The following is a 17,083-nucleotide window of genomic DNA, read 5'->3' as shown; positions in this document are numbered from 1 at the left end:
TATAACATATAGTCTATAATGTATGATATGTTGAGTTATAGGCTATAGGATCAGGGGTTCGGCTGCCTTGGGCTGGTCGTGATCCGGGTGAAGGGCCAGGCGTGGGGCGGGCGTTCGATGAGGTCTTCGGGCGGGTCGGAGAGTGTGCGTGGGGCCTCGTGGCCGACGACGATGACCACGACGCGGTCCGAGGCCGTGAAGACCTCCGTGCGGACCGATTCGCCGAGCCCGGCGACGCCATCGGTGAGCGCCCACTCCAGCAGGTCCCCCTCGCGACCGGGGCGGGCCTTGGCCTCCCACATCAGCGTGTCCACGGCGGTTCCTTCCTTTCGGAGTTCGAGTGCGGCGAACCCAGTGCGTTCCAGTGTCACGCAACCGCGCTCGGGAAGCCGAACCGGTCTGTGACGGCTATTTCCCTTCGGAGTCCGGCTCGTCCGGACCCAGGCCGTTCCAGCGCCGCGCCCCCGCACTGGGGAGGTCGAACTGGTCGAGGACCCGCACCACGATGTGGTCGACGACGTCCTCGACGCTCTGCGGGTGGTTGTAGAACGCCGGGACCGGCGGCATGACGACCGCGCCCATGCGCGAGAGCGCCAGCAGGTTCTCCAGGTGGATGTCGGACAGCGGGCTCTCGCGGGCGACCAGGACGAGCTTGCGCCGCTCCTTGAGCACGACGTCGGCGGCCCGGCCGATGAGCCCCTCGGTGTACCCGGTGCGGATGCCCGCCACGGTCTTCATGCTGCACGGGGCGATGATCATCCCGTCGGTGCGGAACGACCCCGACGAGATCGGCGCGGCCTGCTCCCCCGGCCCGTAGCTGTGATCGGCCAAGCGCGCGACCTCGGCGGCCGAGCGGCCGGTCTCGAGCTTCAGGGTGGTGCGCGCCCACTTGCTGATGACCAGGTGCGTCTCGACGCCCTCGACCGCGCGCAGGGCCTCGAGCAGCCGGACGCCGAACACGGCACCGGTGGCACCGGTCATGCCGACGATCAATCGCATTCGCGACCTCCAGACTCGCGGGCCCCTCGGCCCTCGCGGTGCTCATATCCGGGAGCCCGACAACGCGGCCTCCATGCGGAGCGAGCGCGTTCTCGGGCCGTGGCGGACGACGGGCGGGCCGGATAACGCTCGGCCCGATGCACTCGGTACCCCTTGATCCCACGATCACGCCTCGCGCGGTGCGACCGCCGCAACTGCGCATGAGGACCGGGCAAGGACGGCGTGTCCGACTCCGGCTCGCGTGACCACCACGACTTGCACAGTAGAGCCCGAACGCCGCCCGCCGGGACGAGGGCGACCGGAAGCGAAGTCCCTCACGACCACGACGCACTCACCCGGTAGCGCAGGAATGTCGCGGTATAGCGGCATCTGCGCCATAAGATCACGCCATGAGGCGATTCAAGGTCAGGATCGGAATCGGGATCGGCGTCGCGGCCGTCACCCTCGTGCTGCTCGCCTGGGCCTGGCCGGACGGGACCGATCCGGGAGGCCACAGCCCCGGCGACCCGGCGGCCTCGGTCTCGCCCTCGATCGCCGGCGCGCCCGCCGCCGAGCCCTCCCACGACGAGGATACCGAGTCGCCCTCACCTTCGCCATCGCCTTCTCCCGAGCCCTCCCTCACCGAGCGCAGCGCCGAACCCGAGATCACCGCCGAGCCGGACGACCCCGCCCGCGACGTCTACGGCGGCCCGATGGGCACCCGCAACCACACCGGCTCGGACGCCGTCGCGCTGACCTTCGACGACGGCCCCAACCCGGACTGGACGCCGAAGGTCCTCGGCGAGCTGCGCGAGCGGGGCGTCAAGGCCACGTTCTGCGTCATCGGCGCCTACGCCGAGGCCTACCCCGACCTCATCGCCGACATCGTCCACGACGGCCACACGCTGTGCAGCCACTCGTGGTACCACGAGATGGACCTCGGCCAGCGGAGCGAGGAGGAGATCCGGGCGAACCTCCAGCGCACCAACGACGCGATCGAGAAGGCCGCCCCGGGCGCCGAGGTCGAGTACTTCCGCCAGCCCGGCGGCAAGTGGACCGACCGCGTGATCCGCGTGGCCGCCGACATGGGCATGGAGTCCCTGCACTGGGCCGTCGACCCTTCGGACTGGGACCACGACACCACCGAGGCGCAGATCCGCGACCGCGTCCTCGACCACGCCGAGCCGGGGTCGGTCGTCCTGCTGCACGACGGCGCCTCGAACCAGCGGCGCATGCTCGGGGCCCTGCGCTCCATTCTCGACGAATTCGAGGACCGCGGCTACACGCTGACGGCGCTGTGAAGGGCGCCGGTCAGCGCAGGTTCTCGGGCATGCGTCGGCCCGGCAGCAGCGCCAGGAACGCCAGCGCGATCAAAGCGGCCGATATCCCGGCCTGCACCGGGAACGACAGGCCGAGCAGCCCGCCGGCGTCACTGCTGGTCCTGCGGGTCGGGTCGTTGACGTCGGAGTTCCCGGGGTCGCCGCCGCCTTCCGGCCCGGCCCCTTCGGACTCCCCGCCGTCCCCGCCGTCGGTGCCGCCGTTCTCGTCCGGTTCGGACGTGCCGTCGCCGTCGTAGCTGGGGCTGGGCGAGATCGGCGGGTAGACCGGGTTGGTCGAGTCGGCGTTGGTCCACTCCACTCGGGCCGTGTCGACGTCGTGCGGAAGGAATGACAAAGCGCTCACCGCACCGAGGAGGGTCGCGGCGAGCACCAGACGCAGCAGCCGGTTCTTGCGCACAGGTACACCTTAGTTGCAATGCACCAGAGCCGCCCGCCCGTTGCCGGGTATTGCCCCGGACGAGTTCGGTTGGGGCGCCCCGGGGTCGCCCTCAGGCGCGGGCGGCGCGCACCGTACCGGCGACGATGGCGCCGATGAACACGGCCGCAACGTAGACCGCGAGCGCGGCGAACACGGCCGTGGCCACCGCGGGGGCCGTCGGCACGGCCGCCGCGGCCGCGATGATGGCGACGAGTCCTCTTGCGGGCCAACCGAGTCCGAGATCACGGCGGGCCACCGGCGAGGCGGCCTTGTCGAGTCCGGCGGCGAGGTCGTAGAAGTACAGGGCGATGACGCCGAGGAGCGCGAACAGGACCGGCCAGGCGACACCGGCGACGATCCCGGCGGCGGTGACGACGCCGAGCTCGACGGCCCGCAGCCCGGCGGGGATGAGCCAGTCGAAGATGCCGTCGTGGTCGCTGCGGGCCGCGGTGAGCGCGGCGAGGAGTGCGGCCGCGGCGAGCGCGAGCGGCGTCCAGACGTCGCCCGCTGCGGCACGCCACACGGCGGCGCCCGCGCAGGCGGCGGCGAGGGCCGTGGCGGCGGCGGGCAGGTTCGCGAACCGGTGCCCGCCCGGCGGCATGAGCCGCGCGAGGATCCCGTCGTCGCGGTGGGCGGACCGGTCGGGCCGCCGCAGCGCGGCGGTGCGCGCGGCGAGGGTGCGCAGGCACCGCCCGGCGGTGGTGTAGCCGAGGGCGAGCAGCTGCCAGACCAGGAGCGCGCCTATGGCGATCTGGGGGCCGAAGGCGACGGCGGCGACGGCCAACAGGAGCCAGCGCTCGCCGACGGGGGCGACGATGGTGCGTTTGGCCCAGTACAGGGGCGACCGGTGGGCGCCCATGACCTGCTCGGAGGCCGAGCCGAGTCGCTGGCCGAGGTGGGCGGCGCGCCCGACCGGCGGGGCGGTCTCGCGTCTGCGGGCCTGGCGGACGACGGCGGTGTCGAGCAGGACGGCGTACCAGGTGTCGGCGGTGTGCCTGACGGTCTGGGTGATCATGGCGGCGATCGCCAGGCCCCATGCCGCAGCGTCGGAGCCGTGGAGGGCGGCGCCCGCGGCGAGTCCGGCGTAGATGAGGAACTCCTTGGAGCGGTCGGCCATCATGTCGAGCCAGCCGCCGAAGGCCGAGAAGTTCTGGGTGTAGCGCGCGAGCTGCCCGTCGACGCAGTCGAACACGAAGCTGAAGTACATGAGCGCCGCGGCCAGGGCGTACCACGGCACCGAGGCGTCGGCACCGCCCGCGAGCCCGGCCGAGCCGGTGGCGAAGATCCCGGCGGCGCCGAGGGCGAGCACGATGGACACCCACGTGATCGGGGTGGGTCCCACGCCGAGGCGCGCGGCGAGCTTGACGAGCCTGGGCGACCAGGAGGAGACGGCGTAGGTGGCGAAGAGGTCGTCGTCGTGTTTGACGGCGTTCTTCAGCCGCCACGCGTCCATGTCGACCGAGGTGAACTCGGCGATGGTCTTGACCGCGTCCTCCTCGTCGCGGGCCTGGACATGCACCAGGCCGGGGGTCCGGTAGGCGCCCACGGGGACCGCGCGGGCGTGCAGGGCCGCCAGGACGGCGTCGAAGGCGTCGGTCGGGGTCTCCCCGGCCCTGGCGGCCGTGCGGGAGGCGGGCCAGTGGCGTTCGAGGCGCGCCAGGTGCGCCTCGGAGACCTTCGCGAGGCCGCCGAGGCGGGCCGGGCCGGGCCCGGGGCCGGTGACCAGGCCGCGTTCGACGCTGACCGGGGCGGCGGCCGGGTCGTCGGCGCCGACCAGGACGCCCGAGCGCCGCGAGGAGTCGGACAGGACGGCGGCGACGGTGGTCTGGGAGGCGACGAGGTCGGCGAAGGCGAGGAACAGCGGCCCGGTCCCGCCGAAGGCGATCTCGCCGATGTGCTCGAGGTCGGCGTCGGGGCCGGCCGATTCGAGTTGCGCGGCCTTGCAGCTGAAGTCGGCTCCGGGGCGGATGAGCACGGTGATGTCGTCGCAGCCGGCCTCGCGGATCTGCGCGATCAGCCGGTCGAGGACCGTGCCGCCGTCGGGGAGGGCCGTGGAGCCGCCTGGAGCCGGCAGGATGACGGCTCGGCTCACGAAGCCGCCTCGACGGGCTTGCGCGCCGCCTCCTCGGCGGCCTTCTTCTTGTCGGCCTTCTGCTTGGCGTCGGCGTCCTCGGCGGACTTGTAGGAGTCCAGAGCCTCCTGGACGGTCCCGTCGGTGACGACGTGGCCGGTGTCGAGGAAGATGCCCCGCTGGCAGTACTTCTTGAGCTCACCGGGGGAGTGGGAGACGAACACGAGAGTGCGGCCCTCGTCGAGCAGGCCCTGGATGACGCCGTGGCACTTCTTCTTGAACGCGGCGTCGCCGACGGCGAGGGCCTCGTCGACGAGGAGGATCGGGTGCGGCAGCTGCGTGATCACCCCGAAGCCGAGGCGCACCTTCATGCCCGAGGAGTAGTGCTTGACGGGCGTGTCGATGAAGTCCTCGAGCTCGGAGAAGTCGACGATCTCGTCGAACTTCGACTTGATCTCCCTGGTCGTCATGCCGTGGAGGGCGCCGACGAGGTTGACGTTCTCGCGGCCGGTGAGGTCGCCGGAGAAGCCCGCGGACAGGGCGATGAGCGGTGCGACGCGGCCCTCGCGGCGCACGTATCCCTCGTCGGGGATGAGGACGCCGGTGATCAGGCGCAGCAGCGTCGACTTGCCGGTGCCGTTGCGTCCGATGATGCCGACGGAGTCGCCGGGGAAGATGTCGAAGTTGACGTGGCGCAGGGGCCAGAAGTCCTCGGTGGCGGCACCTTTCTTGTTGGCGGCGCGCCGGACGAACAGGTCCTTGACCCGCCCCTTCTTCTGCTTGCCTTTGGCGAAGCGGATTCCGAGGTCGCGAGCCTGGATGATCGGCTCCTCCATGGGGGCGGCCCTCCCAGAACAGGTGGTTGACACGGCGCGCCAATACTACCGCTCGCGTCCGCCGTGGCGCCCCGGGCCGAGGCGGGGCCCCCGGCGGGCCCCGTGCCGGGCGGTGTCAGCGGCTCTGCTCCTGGGCGGGGACGACGAGGCCCTGGGCGTGGCGGCGCTCGGCGGCGAGGCGCTCGACCTCGATGGCGGCGAGGATGCGCCGGTAGGTGACCTCGGTGCGCTCGGTGGAGGCGCGCACCGCGGCGCGGGTCTTGCGGGCCTCGTTCCACGCCACGGCCACCGCGGCGATCGTCACGAGGCTCATCAGCAGCGACAGCGACGACACGAGTCGGGCGTCGCCGAAATAGGCGGCGACGACGAACAGGGCCGCGGCGATCGGCCCCAGGACGGCGGCGAGGCGGCGGAGCGACGGGCGGCCCAGGCGGCCGTAGACGGCTTTGAGCATGGATTTCACTGGTGGTCCTCGAAGGTCGCGGTGTCCGACAGGAGGTCGGTCACGAGTTTGCGGTAGGAGTCGTGACTGAAGCGCTCGAGCACCCGCTGCTGGGCGAGGGCGCTCTGGGCGAGGTAGCGCTCGGGGTCGGCGTAGTGGGCGTCGACCAGGCCGATCACCTCGGCGGGCTCGCAGTACAGGGCGGCGTCGCCGAACGTCGCCTCGAAGCGGGGCGGCAGGACGGCGACGCATCCGGCGGCGAGGGCCTCGAGCACGGCCCGCCCGAACGCCTCGTACTGCTTGGGGTGGGGGAAGTAGATCCAGAAGTCGAGCTGGAAGAGGAACGCGTCGATGTCGGTCTCGTCGTAGAGGTAGCAGGTCCACTCCGGGGAGGGCTCGCGGCCGAGGATGCCGCGGACGGCCTTGACCCCGCCCATGACGCGGACGTCCCAGCGGCCGTCGCCGGGGTAGACCAGCGGGAGGTCGCCCGCGGTGGGCCACTTCGTCCAGTCGTCCCTCGAATGGCGCCCGACGACCGGCAGGGTCGAGCGGAAGCCCGAGCGGGCGGGCGCGAGCTGGGCGGTGTCGAGGATGCCGGGCATGTCGAAGTCGGCCGGGCGAGCGGCGGTGAGGCCGCCGAGGGCCTCGCGGACCTGCGGCCCCTGGGGCACCCACAGCGGTTCGACGCCGAACATCGCGGTGGCGTTGGCGTGGCAGGCGTCGGGGACGTAGCGGACGTCGGAGCCGTCGCGCTCGGCGGGAGCCTGGTTGGCGAGGACGATCATCCGCTTCGGGCGCACGTTCGAGCGCTCGCCGGAGCGGAACTGGAGGATCGGCGGGTAGCGCAGGACGAGCAGCTCGCATTCGACGTCGTCGGTGGGCAGGACCTGGTCGACCTCGCCGTCGTTGACCATGCGCTGGATCGCCTCGCCCATGGGCCGGTCGTCGGTGGTCATGTGCCGCCACGACTCCAGGTGCATGACCGCGATGTCCAGGCCCTCGCCGCGCAGCGCCCTGATCTCCTCGATGGTGGACTTCTGGGGGCCGCCGAAGGGCCGCCAGTCGAGGGCGAAGACGACGTCGAAGCGGCGGCGGCGCTGATCGCGTCCGGCGACGGCGGTGTGGTACGGGGCCCAGAACGGGCGGCGCTCGGGCGAGCGCGGCAGGCGGGGGTCGGCGTTCCCGGCGCTGATCGCCCGGTGCCACAGCGGGTAGGCGGACTGGTAGGCGCGGCGGGCCGGGTGCTTCCAGCCGGGTCCGAACTCGTCGCGGGACAGCGAGCCGGGCGCTTGGCGCATGAGGGTGTCCCACCGGCCGCGCAGGCGCCTGACCGCGGCCGTGCCGTAGGCGGCCGAGACGCGGTGCAGGAACTCGGTGTCGGCGCCCTTGCGGACCTCGTCGTAGTAGCCGATGCGGTCGAGCACGCCGCGGCGGAACGTCATCGACGCGGTGGAGACGGTGGTGAGGACGCGGCCGGGGCGGGTGACGGTGAGGTCCTCGCCGAACAGGAACGCCTCGGAGTGGGTCAGCTGGAGCTCGGGGTCCTCCAGCAGCGGGGCGATCGAGTTCGCCAGGCGGTCGGGGGCGGCCCAGTCGTCGGAGTCGAGTCCGGTGACGAAGTCGCCGGTAACGGCATCGAAGGCGGTGTTGCGGGCGGCGAAGGTGCCGCCGTTGGTGTCCCTGCGGATGAGGCGGACGCGGTCGTCGAGGGCGGCGACCTCGTCGAGGACGCCGTCGTACGCCTCGCCGGAGGCACCGCTGTCGGAGGCGTCGTCGACGACGAGGATCTCAAGGTTGGTCCAGGTGCCGGCCAGGAGGGACTCGACGGCGGTGCGCAGTGCGCGGGTCGGCTCGTAGGCGGTCATGACCACCGAGATCTTGGGGCCGCCGGTGATGGCGGGCCCGCCGCCCGCGCGGAGCCGGTCGAACCGGGGCAGGTCCGCGTCGGGGTCGAGCCTGAGGGAGGGCAGGCGGCACAGCGCGCCGAGCCGGGAGATCCAGGTCCGCTCGTCGGCACCGGGGACGTGGTCGGGGTGGGCGAGGTCGGCTTCGAGTGCGCCTCTTTCGAGCGCGGGCATGGCCTTGTAGCGCCGCAGCAGTTCCCGCGCCCGCTCGGTCTCGCCGAGCGACCAGGCGAGCTGGGCGTGGAGGGCCTGGTGGCGCGGGGCGATGCGCTTGCGTCCGGCGCGGTGCAGCGCGAGGTCGTAGAGGGCGAGCGCGTCGCGGCGGTCGTCATCGCCGCCGAACTGGAGGCCGACGACGCGGGCGAGCTCGCACAGCGCCGCCGCGTCGACCTCAGCGTCGGTACCGCCGGACCGGGCGGCCTCGAGCAGCTGCGGGAGGCTCATGGTCCGGCTCGCGGCGCGGGCGAGGAGGTGCCGCGCGCCCGGCGAGCGGGTGCGCAGCGCCGTGGCGGCCATGGTCCCCGGCCGCCGGGTCGCCGCCCGCGCCAGGTGGTCATCGGTGAGCCGGGACGGGTACAGCGCCGCCTCGTCGTAGGCGTTCATCGATTTCACAGTCTCCAGTCGAATTCCGCACGGTGGTCGCGTCCAATTCGTAGATTAAATGAATCGGACTCGAACAATAATGCCCATTCGGGTGAACAACCGTTGAACAGGCAAGCCGGTCAATAACATCGAATACGAACGGGATATCGTGAGCGCGAAATGAACGATTCTCCAAAGCGCCCCCGCATCGTCCGCAACGACTATAGGGCGCTGCATCCGCCGACCTCCAGTGATTGGCGACCGAACCTGGCAGTGAGCGTGATCATACCGGCTTACGGCGGCCAGGAGAAGCTCGACCTGACGCTGGCGGCCCTCGCCGCCCAGACCTACCCGGCCGAGCTCATGGAGGTCGTCGTCGTCGACGACAACTCCGAACCGGCCCTGCGCCTGCCCGAACTGCGCCCCGAGCACACCCGGCTGGTCGTCACCACGGCCGAGTCGTGGGGCTCGGCCCACGCCGTCAACACCGGTGTCGCGCACGCCGAAGGCCAGGTGATCCTGCGCCTGGACGCCGACATGGTCGCCTGGCGCGACCACGTCGAGGCCCAGATGCGCTGGCACCACGCCGCCGACTACCTCGCCGTCCTCGGCCACAAGCGCTTCGTCGACTACGCCGAGGGCGACCGCACGCCCGAGCAGGTCTACGAGAAGACCGTCTGCGGCGAAGGCGAGGCCCTGTTCGCGATCGAGGCCAGCCGTCCGCACTGGATCGAGGCGGTCATCGACGACACCGACGGCCTCACGGTCCACCACCCGGGCAACTACCGGGTGTTCATCGGCGCGACCGGCTCGCTCCACCGCGACTTCTTCAAGACCGCCGGCGGCCTGTCGACCGATCTGCGCCTGGGCAGCGACACCGAGTTCGCCTACCGGCTCGCCCAGGCCGGGGCCGTGTTCGTGCCCGAGCGGACCTCCTCGGCCTGGCATCTGGGCTTCCCGCAGATGCAGGAGAAGGAGGCCGAGGGCCGGGCCCAGCGCCTGCCCTACATCGCCCAGCGCGTGCCGCTGCACGGCATGCGGCGATCGGCCCCGCCGCGCGGGTGGCGCGTCCCGCTGGTCGACATCGTCATCGGCGTCGGCGAGGCCGCCGTCGCGGACGTGGACGCCGCCGTGGCGCCGGTCCTGGCAGGCACCGACGCCGACGTCCGCATCACGCTGGTCACCGGGCAGGCCGCGCCGCGGCACGACCGGGAGGCGATCCTCTCCGGCGAGGGCGCCCAGCTGCGGCTGATCGAGGAGATGTACGCGGCCGAGTCGCGCGTGCGCGTCACCGCCGAGGAGCCCGAGGCCGACCCGGCCGTCCCCTACCGGCTGATCCTGCCCAGGCCGGTCCCCCTGCACGGCCGCAGCGTCACCGGCGTCCTCGCCGCCGCCCAGCGGGCCGACGCGGGCCTGGTCCTGGCCGAGGTGCCCGGCTCGGCGCCCGCCCGCTTCGAGCGCACCGCCGCGTTCGCGCGCGCCCGCCACATCGGTGCGGGCGAGGACCTCGACCGGGTCGTCGCCGGCATCTGGGGCGCGGTCGTCCACAAGGGCCTGGCCGCGGCCGAGCCCGCCGCGACCGCCTTCAACCCCGCACCGGCCGACGCGGCCCGCCGCCTCGTCCGCCGCCTCCTGAACGCCCGCCAGCGCGCGCGCCTGCGCAGCCTGCTCAAACGCTGAGACCGAAGCGAGAACCAGAGGAGACCACGGTGCCTTCGACAGCAGGAACCGAGCCGACCATCCGGTGCAACGACTACGGGGCGGTCGCCCCGCCGACCGGCGATTGGACGCCGCGACTGAGCGTCAGCGTCGTCATCCCCGCGCAGGGCCACCAGGAGCGGCTCGACGTGGTGCTCGCGGCGCTGGCCGCGCAGACCTATCCGGAGGACCTGCTGGAGGTCGTCGTCGTCGACGACGGCTCCGATCCGGCCCTGCGCCTGCCCGAACTGCGCCCGGCGAACACGAGGATCGTGCCGCCGCTGCCGGGCGGCTGGGCCTCGGCGCACGCCACGAACTCCGGGGTCGAGCGCTCGGACGGCGACGTCGTCCTCCGGCTCGACTCGGACATGCTGGCGTTCGCCGACCACGTCGAGTCGCAGATGCGCTGGCACCACGCCGCCGACTACCTGGCGGTCCTGGGCCACAAGCGGTTCGTGGACTACGCCGACGGCGACCTGGACCCGGCCGAGGTGCACAAGCGGGTGGGGGACGGGGACGCGGCGGGGCTGTTCGCCGTCGAGGACTCCGAGCCGCAGTGGATCGAGGCGATCATCGAGCGCACCGACGCGCTCAAGGGCGCCGACCACCGGGCGTTCCGCGTCCTGGTGGGCGCCACGTTCTCGGTGCCGCGCGCCCTGTTCGAGGCCTCGGGAGGGATGGACGCGGACGTGATCCTCGGCTCGGACACGGTCTTCGGCTACCGGCTGCACCAGGCCGGGGCGGTGTTCGTGCCCGACGGCGGCTCCTCGTCGTGGCACCTGGGGCCGCGCCAGATCGCCGCCCGCGGGGACCTGGCGAAGCGCTACCGCAAGCCGCACATCGCCAACCGGGTGCCGGAGCTGGACGTCAAGCGCCCCCGGGCGCGGCGCGGCTGGGACACGCCGCTGGCGGAGGTGTTCGTCGACGCCGGGCCGGGCGCCGAGGCCTGCGTCGACAAGGTCCTGGCCGGGACGGTCCCGGACGTGCGGGTGACGCTGCTGGGCGAGTGGCCGCGGCCGCTGCCCGAGCGCGGCGCCCCGCTGGACGACCCGGACCTGGAGGCGCGGCTGCTGGCCGAGGCGTTCCGCGGCGAGCCGCGGGTCCGCCTGGCGTCGGGCGTCGCGGACGACCCGGCCGTGCCGTACCGGATCTGGCTGCCGGCGAAGGCGAAGCCGCGCGCCGACGCGGTCGAATCGCTCATCGCCCATGCGAACGAGGCCCGGCTCGGCAGGCTCGAGGTCGCGCTTCCCGAGGGGACCGCCCGCCTGGTGCGCACCGCCGCCGCGGCGAGGGCCGCCCACCTGGGCGTGGACATCGCCGACGTGTGGGGCGCCCGGCACGTCGCCGAAGGGCCGCTGGTGGACGCGCTGCGCGGCTCGGCGTCAGGGGCCGGCGGTGCCTCCCGGCGGGGGGCCGACGGACTGGCCCGGCGCGCTCGCGGCGTCCTGCGCCGCCTCCGCGGCTGAGGCCGCGGTGCCGCCCAGGAGGCGCCTGGTGCCCTGGCCGAGGCGCCAGACCTGGCGCAGGGCCTCGTATCCGAGGTAGGCGCGGGCGGCGAGCAGGCGCTGCTTGAGGCCGGTGGTGCCGGGGGCGGGCCGCCACGCCTCCGGCCCGGGGTGGTAGCGGCGGTACAGCTCGGAGGTGCGGCGGAAGAACTCGCGCCGCCGCTTGGGGTCGACGCGCTCGGTGTTGCCGATGACGAGCAGCAGGTGCCACACCATGTGGTTGAACAGGGCGACGCGCACGCCGGTGTCGTCGACGCCCGCGAAGTCGTCCCAGGTGCGCTGCCACTGGGTGAACACGTCGAAGTGCCGGTCGTCGCGGGTGCGGGTGATGGAGGATCCGGCCCGCTGGCGCCACTGGTAGCAGCAGTCGGTGACCACCGACATGCGCTTGGCGCGGCGGAACAGCCCGTACGTCCAGGGGATGTCGGTGTACCAGCCGGAGGGGAAGTCCAGGTCGATCGAGGTCAGGAACTCGCGGCGGGAGACCTTCGTCCACGGCGTGTGGGTGTAGTCGACGATCTGCGGCCACTCCTCCAGAGTGAACCCGTCGAGGTCGACGGGGCTCTGGTCGGCGAGGTCGGCGAGCTCGCCGAGTTCGACGGTGCCGGTGTCGCGGACCTTGTCGTGCTGGACGAGCACGACGTCGGGCTGGTCTTCGCTGTCGGCGACGGCGGCGATGACGCGGTCGACCGCGCCGGGCTTGAGCTCGTCGTCGGCGTCGACGAACCAGACGTAGTCGCCGGTGGCGTGGCGCAGGCCGAAGTTGCGGGCGGGTCCGGACCCGGCGTTGCCGGGTGTGGACACCACGCGGATGCGCCGGTCGCTGCGGGCGTAGCGATCGGCGATGGCGCGCGAGCGGTCGGGCGAGCAGTCGTCGGCGATGATGATCTCGAGCTGGTCTCCGCCGCCGACGATCGTGTCGAGGCACCCCGCGAGGTAATCCTCGGCTTGGTAGACGGGGATGACGATGCTCAATGCGGGCATGGATGAATACTAACCCCGCAGCGGCAACCGCGATGCCCCATGAATACGGCGCGAGTCACGCGCGCGATAGTGCGTTCGGACATGTGAACTGCGATTTTCGGCGTGTGTTCGGCGCCATTCGAACGACACGCCGAGTAAATCGGACCGACGATGAACTCTTGCACATCAATAGGTGAACAATCATCGCAATTGGCCGCCGCCTTGCCCGCAGATGGCCGCGAAGTGAACTGATTTCGAATAAATTCCTATGTTCGCCCTGGTCAGATCGGCGGGCTCTGATATTGCTAATCTCAGGGCGCGTACACCCGCACCACCTCCCACCGAACCGCAAAGGACTCCACTATGGCATCGAATGAGCATGCCGGCGAGAAGCCGATCGATCTCGTCATCGTCGGCCAGGGCTACGTCGGCCTGCCGCTCGCTCAAGCGGCCGTCGCCAAGGGGCTCACCGTGGTCGGCCTCGACCGCTCGCAGCGCGTCGTCGACGCGCTGAACGGCGGGTCCAGCCACATCGACGACATCGACGACCACGCGCTCGCCGCCATGCTCGGCCAGGGATACACCGCCTCGACCGACCCGTCGGTCCAGGCGCGGGCGAAGGCCGTCGTCATCTGCGTGCCGACCCCGCTCTCCGAGGCCGGCGGCCCCGACCTCGGCGCCGTCACCGCCGCCGCCCGCTCGGTCGGCGATCACCTCATGCCCGGCACCCTGGTGGTGCTGGAGTCCACGACCTACCCGGGCACCACCGAGGAGGTCGTCGCGCCGATCCTGGAGAAGAACGGCCTCAAGGCCGGCGAGGACTTCCACCTCGCCTTCTCCCCCGAGCGCGTCGACCCGGGCAACCCCGTCTACGGGATCGTCAACACCCCCAAGGTCGTCGGCGGCCTCACCCCCGCCTGCACCGCGGCCGCGGCCGGGCTGTACGGCCGGTTCGTCGACACCGTCGTCGAGGCGCGGGGCACCCGCGAGGCCGAGATGGCGAAGCTGCTGGAGAACACCTACCGGCACGTCAACATCGCCCTGGTCAACGAGATGGCCGTCTTCTGCCGCGAGCTCGGCGTGGACCTGTGGGACGCGATCGGCCTGGCGAAGACCAAGCCGTTCGGGTACCAGGCGTTCTACCCCGGCCCCGGCGTGGGCGGGCACTGCATCCCCATCGACCCGAACTACCTGTCCTACAAGGTCCGCACCCTCGGCTACCCGTTCCGGTTCGTGGAGCTGGCCCAGGAGATCAACAACCGGATGCCCGAGTACGTGGTCGGCCGGGCGATGTCGCGCCTCAACGAGAACGGCCTGGCGCTGTCGCGCGCGCGGGTGCTGCTGCTGGGCGTCACCTACAAGCCGGACATCGCCGACCAGCGCGAGTCGCCGGCCGAGCCGGTGGCGAAGAAGCTCATCGACGCGGGCGCCGAAGTGGCCTACCACGACCCGCACGTGACATCGTGGACCGTGGCCGGGCACGAGGTCGAGCGCGTCGGCGACCTGGGCGACGCCAAGGCCGACCTGGTGGTCCTCTTGACCGACCACGGCGAGTACACCGCGGCCGCCATGCCCTCCGGCGTCGCGGTCCTGGACACGCGCGGCGCCCTGCGGGGCGCCGAGGGCGTCGAGACGCTCTGAGGCGGGACGAGCCGCCGCCGGAGGAGGCCTCCGGCGGCGGCTCGTCGTCTCCCGGTTTCCTCGCGGGCGCCCTACGCGACGGCGCGGGCGAACTTGCGGCTGGCCCAGACGACCAGCAGGACGGCCAGGCCGCCGATGAAGAGGGCGGCCTGCCAGACGAAGTCGCTCTCCAGCTCGCCGGCGAACAGCGCCCGGGCCGCCTCGACGGCGTAGTAGAACGGGTTGAAGTTCGCGACGTTCTGGAGCCAGCTCGGGGCCAGCGCCATCGGCAGCATGATGCCCGAGAGCAGCATGACCGGCTGGACGAGCGTGTTCAGCGTCGGCGCGAGGGTGTCCTCGCTCTTGAGGACGATCGCGACGCCGTAGGACAGGGCGCCGAGCATGAACGAGGTCAGGACGATGATCCCGAACATGAGGAACACGCCGGGCCAGTAGATCGTCAGGCCGCCGAGCGGCGAGGCGAGGACCACCAGGATGAGCGCCTGGACGAGCGTCGTGGTGACCGTCGAGAGGGTCCGTCCGATCAGGAGCGCGACGCGGCTGACGGGGGTGACCCGCATCCGCTCGATGACGCCCTGGCGCAGCTCGGCGATGAGCCCGAAGCCGACGAACGTGGAGCCGAACAGGGCCATCATGATGATCAGGCCGGGCACGAACGTCTCCATCGCGCCGGACTCGAAGCCGGGCATGCCGCCGGGCACGTCGTCGAACGAGTTCAGCAGCGGCGCGAAGAAGATCAGGAAGTACAGCGGCTGGATGAGCATGACGACGAGCCACACGGGCTGCTTGACGTTGAGCATCATGGCTCGCGAGTAGACGAGCCAGGTGTCTCGCAGGGCTTTCATGTCAGGACTCCTCCTCGCGCAGCGAGCGGCCGGTCTGCTTCAGGAACACGTCGTCGAGGCTGGGCCGGTGCAGCTCGATGGACGCGGCCGCGATGCCGGCGCCGTCGAGGGCGCGCAGCAGCTCGGGCAGGGCGGTGGAGCCGTCGTCGACGTAGAGGCGCATGACGGCGGTGCCGGTGGCGGGGTCGGGCTCGCCGGCCTCGACCTCGCGGACGAAGTCCTTGGCGTCGAGCATGGCGCGGGCCTCGTCGTGCCGCTCGTTGACGCCGATGGCGACGACGTCCCCGGCGACCTCCTTCTTGAGCGCCGTGGGCGTGCCCTCGGCGACGATCTCGCCGTGGTCGATGATGGCGAGCCGGTCGCACAGGGCGTCGGCCTCGTCGAGGTAGTGCGTGGTCAGGAAGACCGCGGTGCCCCGTTCGCGCAGGGCGCGGACCTCGTCCCACATGTGGGCCCTGGACTGCGGGTCGAGACCGGTGGTGGGCTCGTCGAGGAACAGGAGCTTCGGCTCGTGCATGATGCCGAGCGAGATGTCGAGGCGGCGCTTCTGGCCGCCGGAGTAGGTCTTGATGTTGCGGTCGGCGAACTCGGTGAGCTGGAAGGCCTCGAGGACGGTCGCGGCGCGCCTCGCGGCGGTCTTCTTGGACATGCCGTACAGGCGGCCCTGCATGATGAGCTCCTCGCGGGCGGTGACCTCCCCCCAGGTGCCGCCCTCCTGGCCGACGTAGCCGATGTCGCGGCGAACGCCGGCCTGGTCGGAGGCGAGGTCGTGGCCGCAGACGGAGGCGTGGCCCTCGCTGGGCTCGATGAGGGTGGAGAGCATCCGCATCGTGGTGGTCTTCCCGGCCCCGTTGGGGCCGAGGAGTCCGAATATCTCCCCTTCTTTCACGGAGAGGTCGACGCCGCGGACGGCCTCGACCTCCTTCCCGCGGGACTTGAAGACCTTCTTCAGCCCCTTCGTTTCAATGAGCATGGGTACCTCACGGGTGGGTTCCGGTCAGCGTTCGACGCTGTGGTGTTCGGTGCGGCCCGCCGGACCGCCTTCCTTGTTCAAATTTGACTATAGATGGCGTGCCACATGGCTTGCAATCAGGTATCCGTCTAGTCAGAGGGTTAGTCAACGCTATAATATGGCCGCATGTGGAGCACGCGTCTTCTCGTCTTGGGCCTGGTCAGATGGCTCGGCCCCGTCCACGGCTACCTGGTGCGCCGCGAGCTCGACTCGTGGCGGATGCCGGGGGTGACCGAGATCGGCGCGGGCTCGATCTACCACGCGCTGAAGAAGCTCACCGCCGACGGCCTGATCGAGGTCGTGGCCACCGAGTCGGTGGACGACCGCCCCGCCCGGACAACGTATCGGATCACTGTGACAGGCGAGAGCGAGTTTCAGCGGCTGCTGCGCGAGAAGCTGTGGGAGGTGGCCCCGGCCGACGACCCGTTCCACACCGCGTGGTCGTTCGCGAACGTGCTCAGCAAGAGCGAGAACACGGCCCTGCTGCGGCAGCGCACCGAGGTCCTCTACGCGCGCATCGACGCGATGACGGTGCTGCTGGCCTCCACCACCGGCGAGTTCACCTGCGGACGGGAGGAGTACTTCCTGCCTTCGCACGTCCGCGCGCTGATCAAGCGGCAGATCGACCTGATGGCGACCGACGCCGAGTGGTGCGAGTCCACCGCCGAGCGGATCGAGTCCGGCGAGCTCGAACTCGGGCAGGACGTCGGGCCGAAGGAGGGCGAGCAGTGGCGCGAGTCGATCCGCTCAGACCGCTACGTGAACCCGGCGGTCGAGCACTGGCAGCAGACGTTCCGGTGAGCACCGGCCTTAACGAACGTTCGGTAGATCACCTCAAAAAATCGACA

At 71.5% G+C, this 17,083-nt stretch carries 15 protein-coding genes; 5 read left to right on the top strand and 10 right to left on the bottom strand.

The genetic code is table 11. The annotated features are described in order from the left end of the window. Window positions 1-50 precede the first annotated feature (50 nt). Together H613_RS0113675 and H613_RS0113670 are read right to left on the bottom strand one after the other, a co-directional pair. Complete coding sequence (locus tag H613_RS0113675; protein WP_026924249.1) at window positions 51-314, bottom strand: hypothetical protein; 264 nt, start codon at window positions 312-314, stop codon at window positions 51-53. Between the two features lie 94 nt (window positions 315-408). Beyond that, complete coding sequence (locus H613_RS0113670; protein ID WP_026924248.1) at window positions 409-999, bottom strand: non-oxidative hydroxyarylic acid decarboxylases subunit B; 591 nt, start codon at window positions 997-999, stop codon at window positions 409-411. A 389-nt stretch (window positions 1,000-1,388) separates the two neighbouring features. Between H613_RS0113670 and H613_RS0113665 the strand changes: the two genes are divergently transcribed. Further along, window positions 1,389-2,279 (top strand): polysaccharide deacetylase family protein, encoded by an 891-nt coding sequence (locus H613_RS0113665; RefSeq protein WP_051393334.1) that lies wholly within the window; start codon window positions 1,389-1,391, stop codon window positions 2,277-2,279. 10 nt (window positions 2,280-2,289) lie between these two features. Here H613_RS0113665 and H613_RS0113660 read toward each other — a convergent pair whose 3' ends face one another. From H613_RS0113660 to H613_RS0113640, 5 genes are all read right to left on the bottom strand, one after another. Beyond that, window positions 2,290-2,715, bottom strand: a complete 426-nt coding sequence (locus tag H613_RS0113660; protein ID WP_026924246.1) for a hypothetical protein — start codon at window positions 2,713-2,715, stop codon at window positions 2,290-2,292. Window positions 2,716-2,806: 91 nt separating this feature from the next. Continuing rightward, window positions 2,807-4,828, bottom strand: coding sequence for a CDP-alcohol phosphatidyltransferase family protein (locus tag H613_RS26485; protein ID WP_035738087.1), 2,022 nt, complete (start codon window positions 4,826-4,828; stop codon window positions 2,807-2,809). Further along, entirely contained in the window at window positions 4,825-5,643 is an 819-nt protein-coding gene (locus H613_RS0113650; RefSeq protein ID WP_026924245.1) for an ABC transporter ATP-binding protein, read from the bottom strand. The genes H613_RS26485 and H613_RS0113650 overlap by 4 nt, the downstream gene beginning before the upstream one ends. Before the next feature lie 115 nt (window positions 5,644-5,758). Next, entirely contained in the window at window positions 5,759-6,106 is a 348-nt protein-coding gene (locus tag H613_RS0113645; RefSeq protein WP_026924244.1) for a hypothetical protein, read from the bottom strand. Continuing rightward, a complete protein-coding gene (locus tag H613_RS0113640) occupies window positions 6,103-8,592 on the bottom strand; it encodes a glycosyltransferase (protein ID WP_026924243.1) in 2,490 nt (829 codons plus the stop codon). The genes H613_RS0113645 and H613_RS0113640 overlap by 4 nt, the downstream gene beginning before the upstream one ends. 159 nt (window positions 8,593-8,751) lie before the next feature. Between H613_RS0113640 and H613_RS26480 the strand changes: the two genes are divergently transcribed. After that, window positions 8,752-10,251 carry a glycosyltransferase family 2 protein gene (locus H613_RS26480; RefSeq protein ID WP_084546609.1) on the top strand — a complete coding sequence of 500 codons (1,500 nt, stop codon included), beginning with the start codon at window positions 8,752-8,754 and terminating at the stop codon, window positions 10,249-10,251. Between the two features lie 29 nt (window positions 10,252-10,280). After that, on the top strand, window positions 10,281-11,735 hold the full coding sequence (locus H613_RS31440; RefSeq protein WP_051393332.1) for a glycosyltransferase family 2 protein: 1,455 nt from the start codon (window positions 10,281-10,283) through the stop codon (window positions 11,733-11,735). Here the strand turns inward: H613_RS31440 and H613_RS26470 are convergent. Continuing rightward, entirely contained in the window at window positions 11,652-12,758 is a 1,107-nt protein-coding gene (locus tag H613_RS26470; protein WP_051393331.1) for a glycosyltransferase family 2 protein, read from the bottom strand. The genes H613_RS31440 and H613_RS26470 overlap by 84 nt on opposite strands. Before the next feature lie 342 nt (window positions 12,759-13,100). Here H613_RS26470 and H613_RS0113620 point away from each other — a divergent pair, with 342 nt between their 5' ends. Continuing rightward, complete coding sequence (locus tag H613_RS0113620; protein ID WP_035738086.1) at window positions 13,101-14,378, top strand: nucleotide sugar dehydrogenase; 1,278 nt, start codon at window positions 13,101-13,103, stop codon at window positions 14,376-14,378. Between the two features lie 71 nt (window positions 14,379-14,449). Here the strand turns inward: H613_RS0113620 and H613_RS0113615 are convergent, their stop codons facing one another. Together H613_RS0113615 and H613_RS0113610 are read right to left on the bottom strand one after the other, a co-directional pair. Then, a complete protein-coding gene (locus tag H613_RS0113615) occupies window positions 14,450-15,223 on the bottom strand; it encodes an ABC transporter permease (protein WP_026924241.1) in 774 nt (257 codons plus the stop codon). 1 nt (window position 15,224) lies between these two features. Beyond that, complete coding sequence (locus H613_RS0113610) at window positions 15,225-16,196, bottom strand: daunorubicin resistance protein DrrA family ABC transporter ATP-binding protein (protein WP_026924240.1); 972 nt, start codon at window positions 16,194-16,196, stop codon at window positions 15,225-15,227. Window positions 16,197-16,361: 165 nt separating this feature from the next. Between H613_RS0113610 and H613_RS26465 the strand changes: the two genes are divergently transcribed. Continuing rightward, window positions 16,362-17,036 (top strand): PadR family transcriptional regulator, encoded by a 675-nt coding sequence (locus H613_RS26465; RefSeq protein ID WP_051393330.1) that lies wholly within the window; start codon window positions 16,362-16,364, stop codon window positions 17,034-17,036. The last annotated feature ends 47 nt before the right edge of the window (window positions 17,037-17,083 follow it).

Source organism: Glycomyces arizonensis DSM 44726, assembly GCF_000482705.1.
In the GTDB taxonomy this organism is placed as follows: Bacteria; Actinomycetota; Actinomycetes; order Mycobacteriales; family Micromonosporaceae; genus Glycomyces; species Glycomyces arizonensis.
This window is presented reverse-complemented; position numbering and strand designations above follow the sequence as displayed.

Bases quoted from the DNA above. Each gene is read 5' to 3' on its own strand.
- H613_RS0113640 (WP_026924243.1), bottom strand. From the start codon at position 8,592: ATGAACGCCTACGACGAGGCGGCGCTGTACCCGTCCCGGCTCACCGAT.
- H613_RS0113665 (WP_051393334.1), top strand. From the start codon at position 1,389: ATGAGGCGATTCAAGGTCAGGATCGGAATCGGGATCGGCGTCGCGGCC.
- H613_RS26470 (WP_051393331.1), bottom strand. From the start codon at position 12,758: ATGCCCGCATTGAGCATCGTCATCCCCGTCTACCAAGCCGAGGATTAC.
- H613_RS0113670 (WP_026924248.1), bottom strand. From the start codon at position 999: ATGCGATTGATCGTCGGCATGACCGGTGCCACCGGTGCCGTGTTCGGC.
- H613_RS0113610 (WP_026924240.1), bottom strand. From the start codon at position 16,196: ATGCTCATTGAAACGAAGGGGCTGAAGAAGGTCTTCAAGTCCCGCGGG.
- H613_RS26465 (WP_051393330.1), top strand. From the start codon at position 16,362: ATGTGGAGCACGCGTCTTCTCGTCTTGGGCCTGGTCAGATGGCTCGGC.
- H613_RS26480 (WP_084546609.1), top strand. From the start codon at position 8,752: ATGAACGATTCTCCAAAGCGCCCCCGCATCGTCCGCAACGACTATAGG.
- H613_RS0113615 (WP_026924241.1), bottom strand. From the start codon at position 15,223: ATGAAAGCCCTGCGAGACACCTGGCTCGTCTACTCGCGAGCCATGATG.
- H613_RS0113650 (WP_026924245.1), bottom strand. From the start codon at position 5,643: ATGGAGGAGCCGATCATCCAGGCTCGCGACCTCGGAATCCGCTTCGCC.
- H613_RS0113620 (WP_035738086.1), top strand. From the start codon at position 13,101: ATGGCATCGAATGAGCATGCCGGCGAGAAGCCGATCGATCTCGTCATC.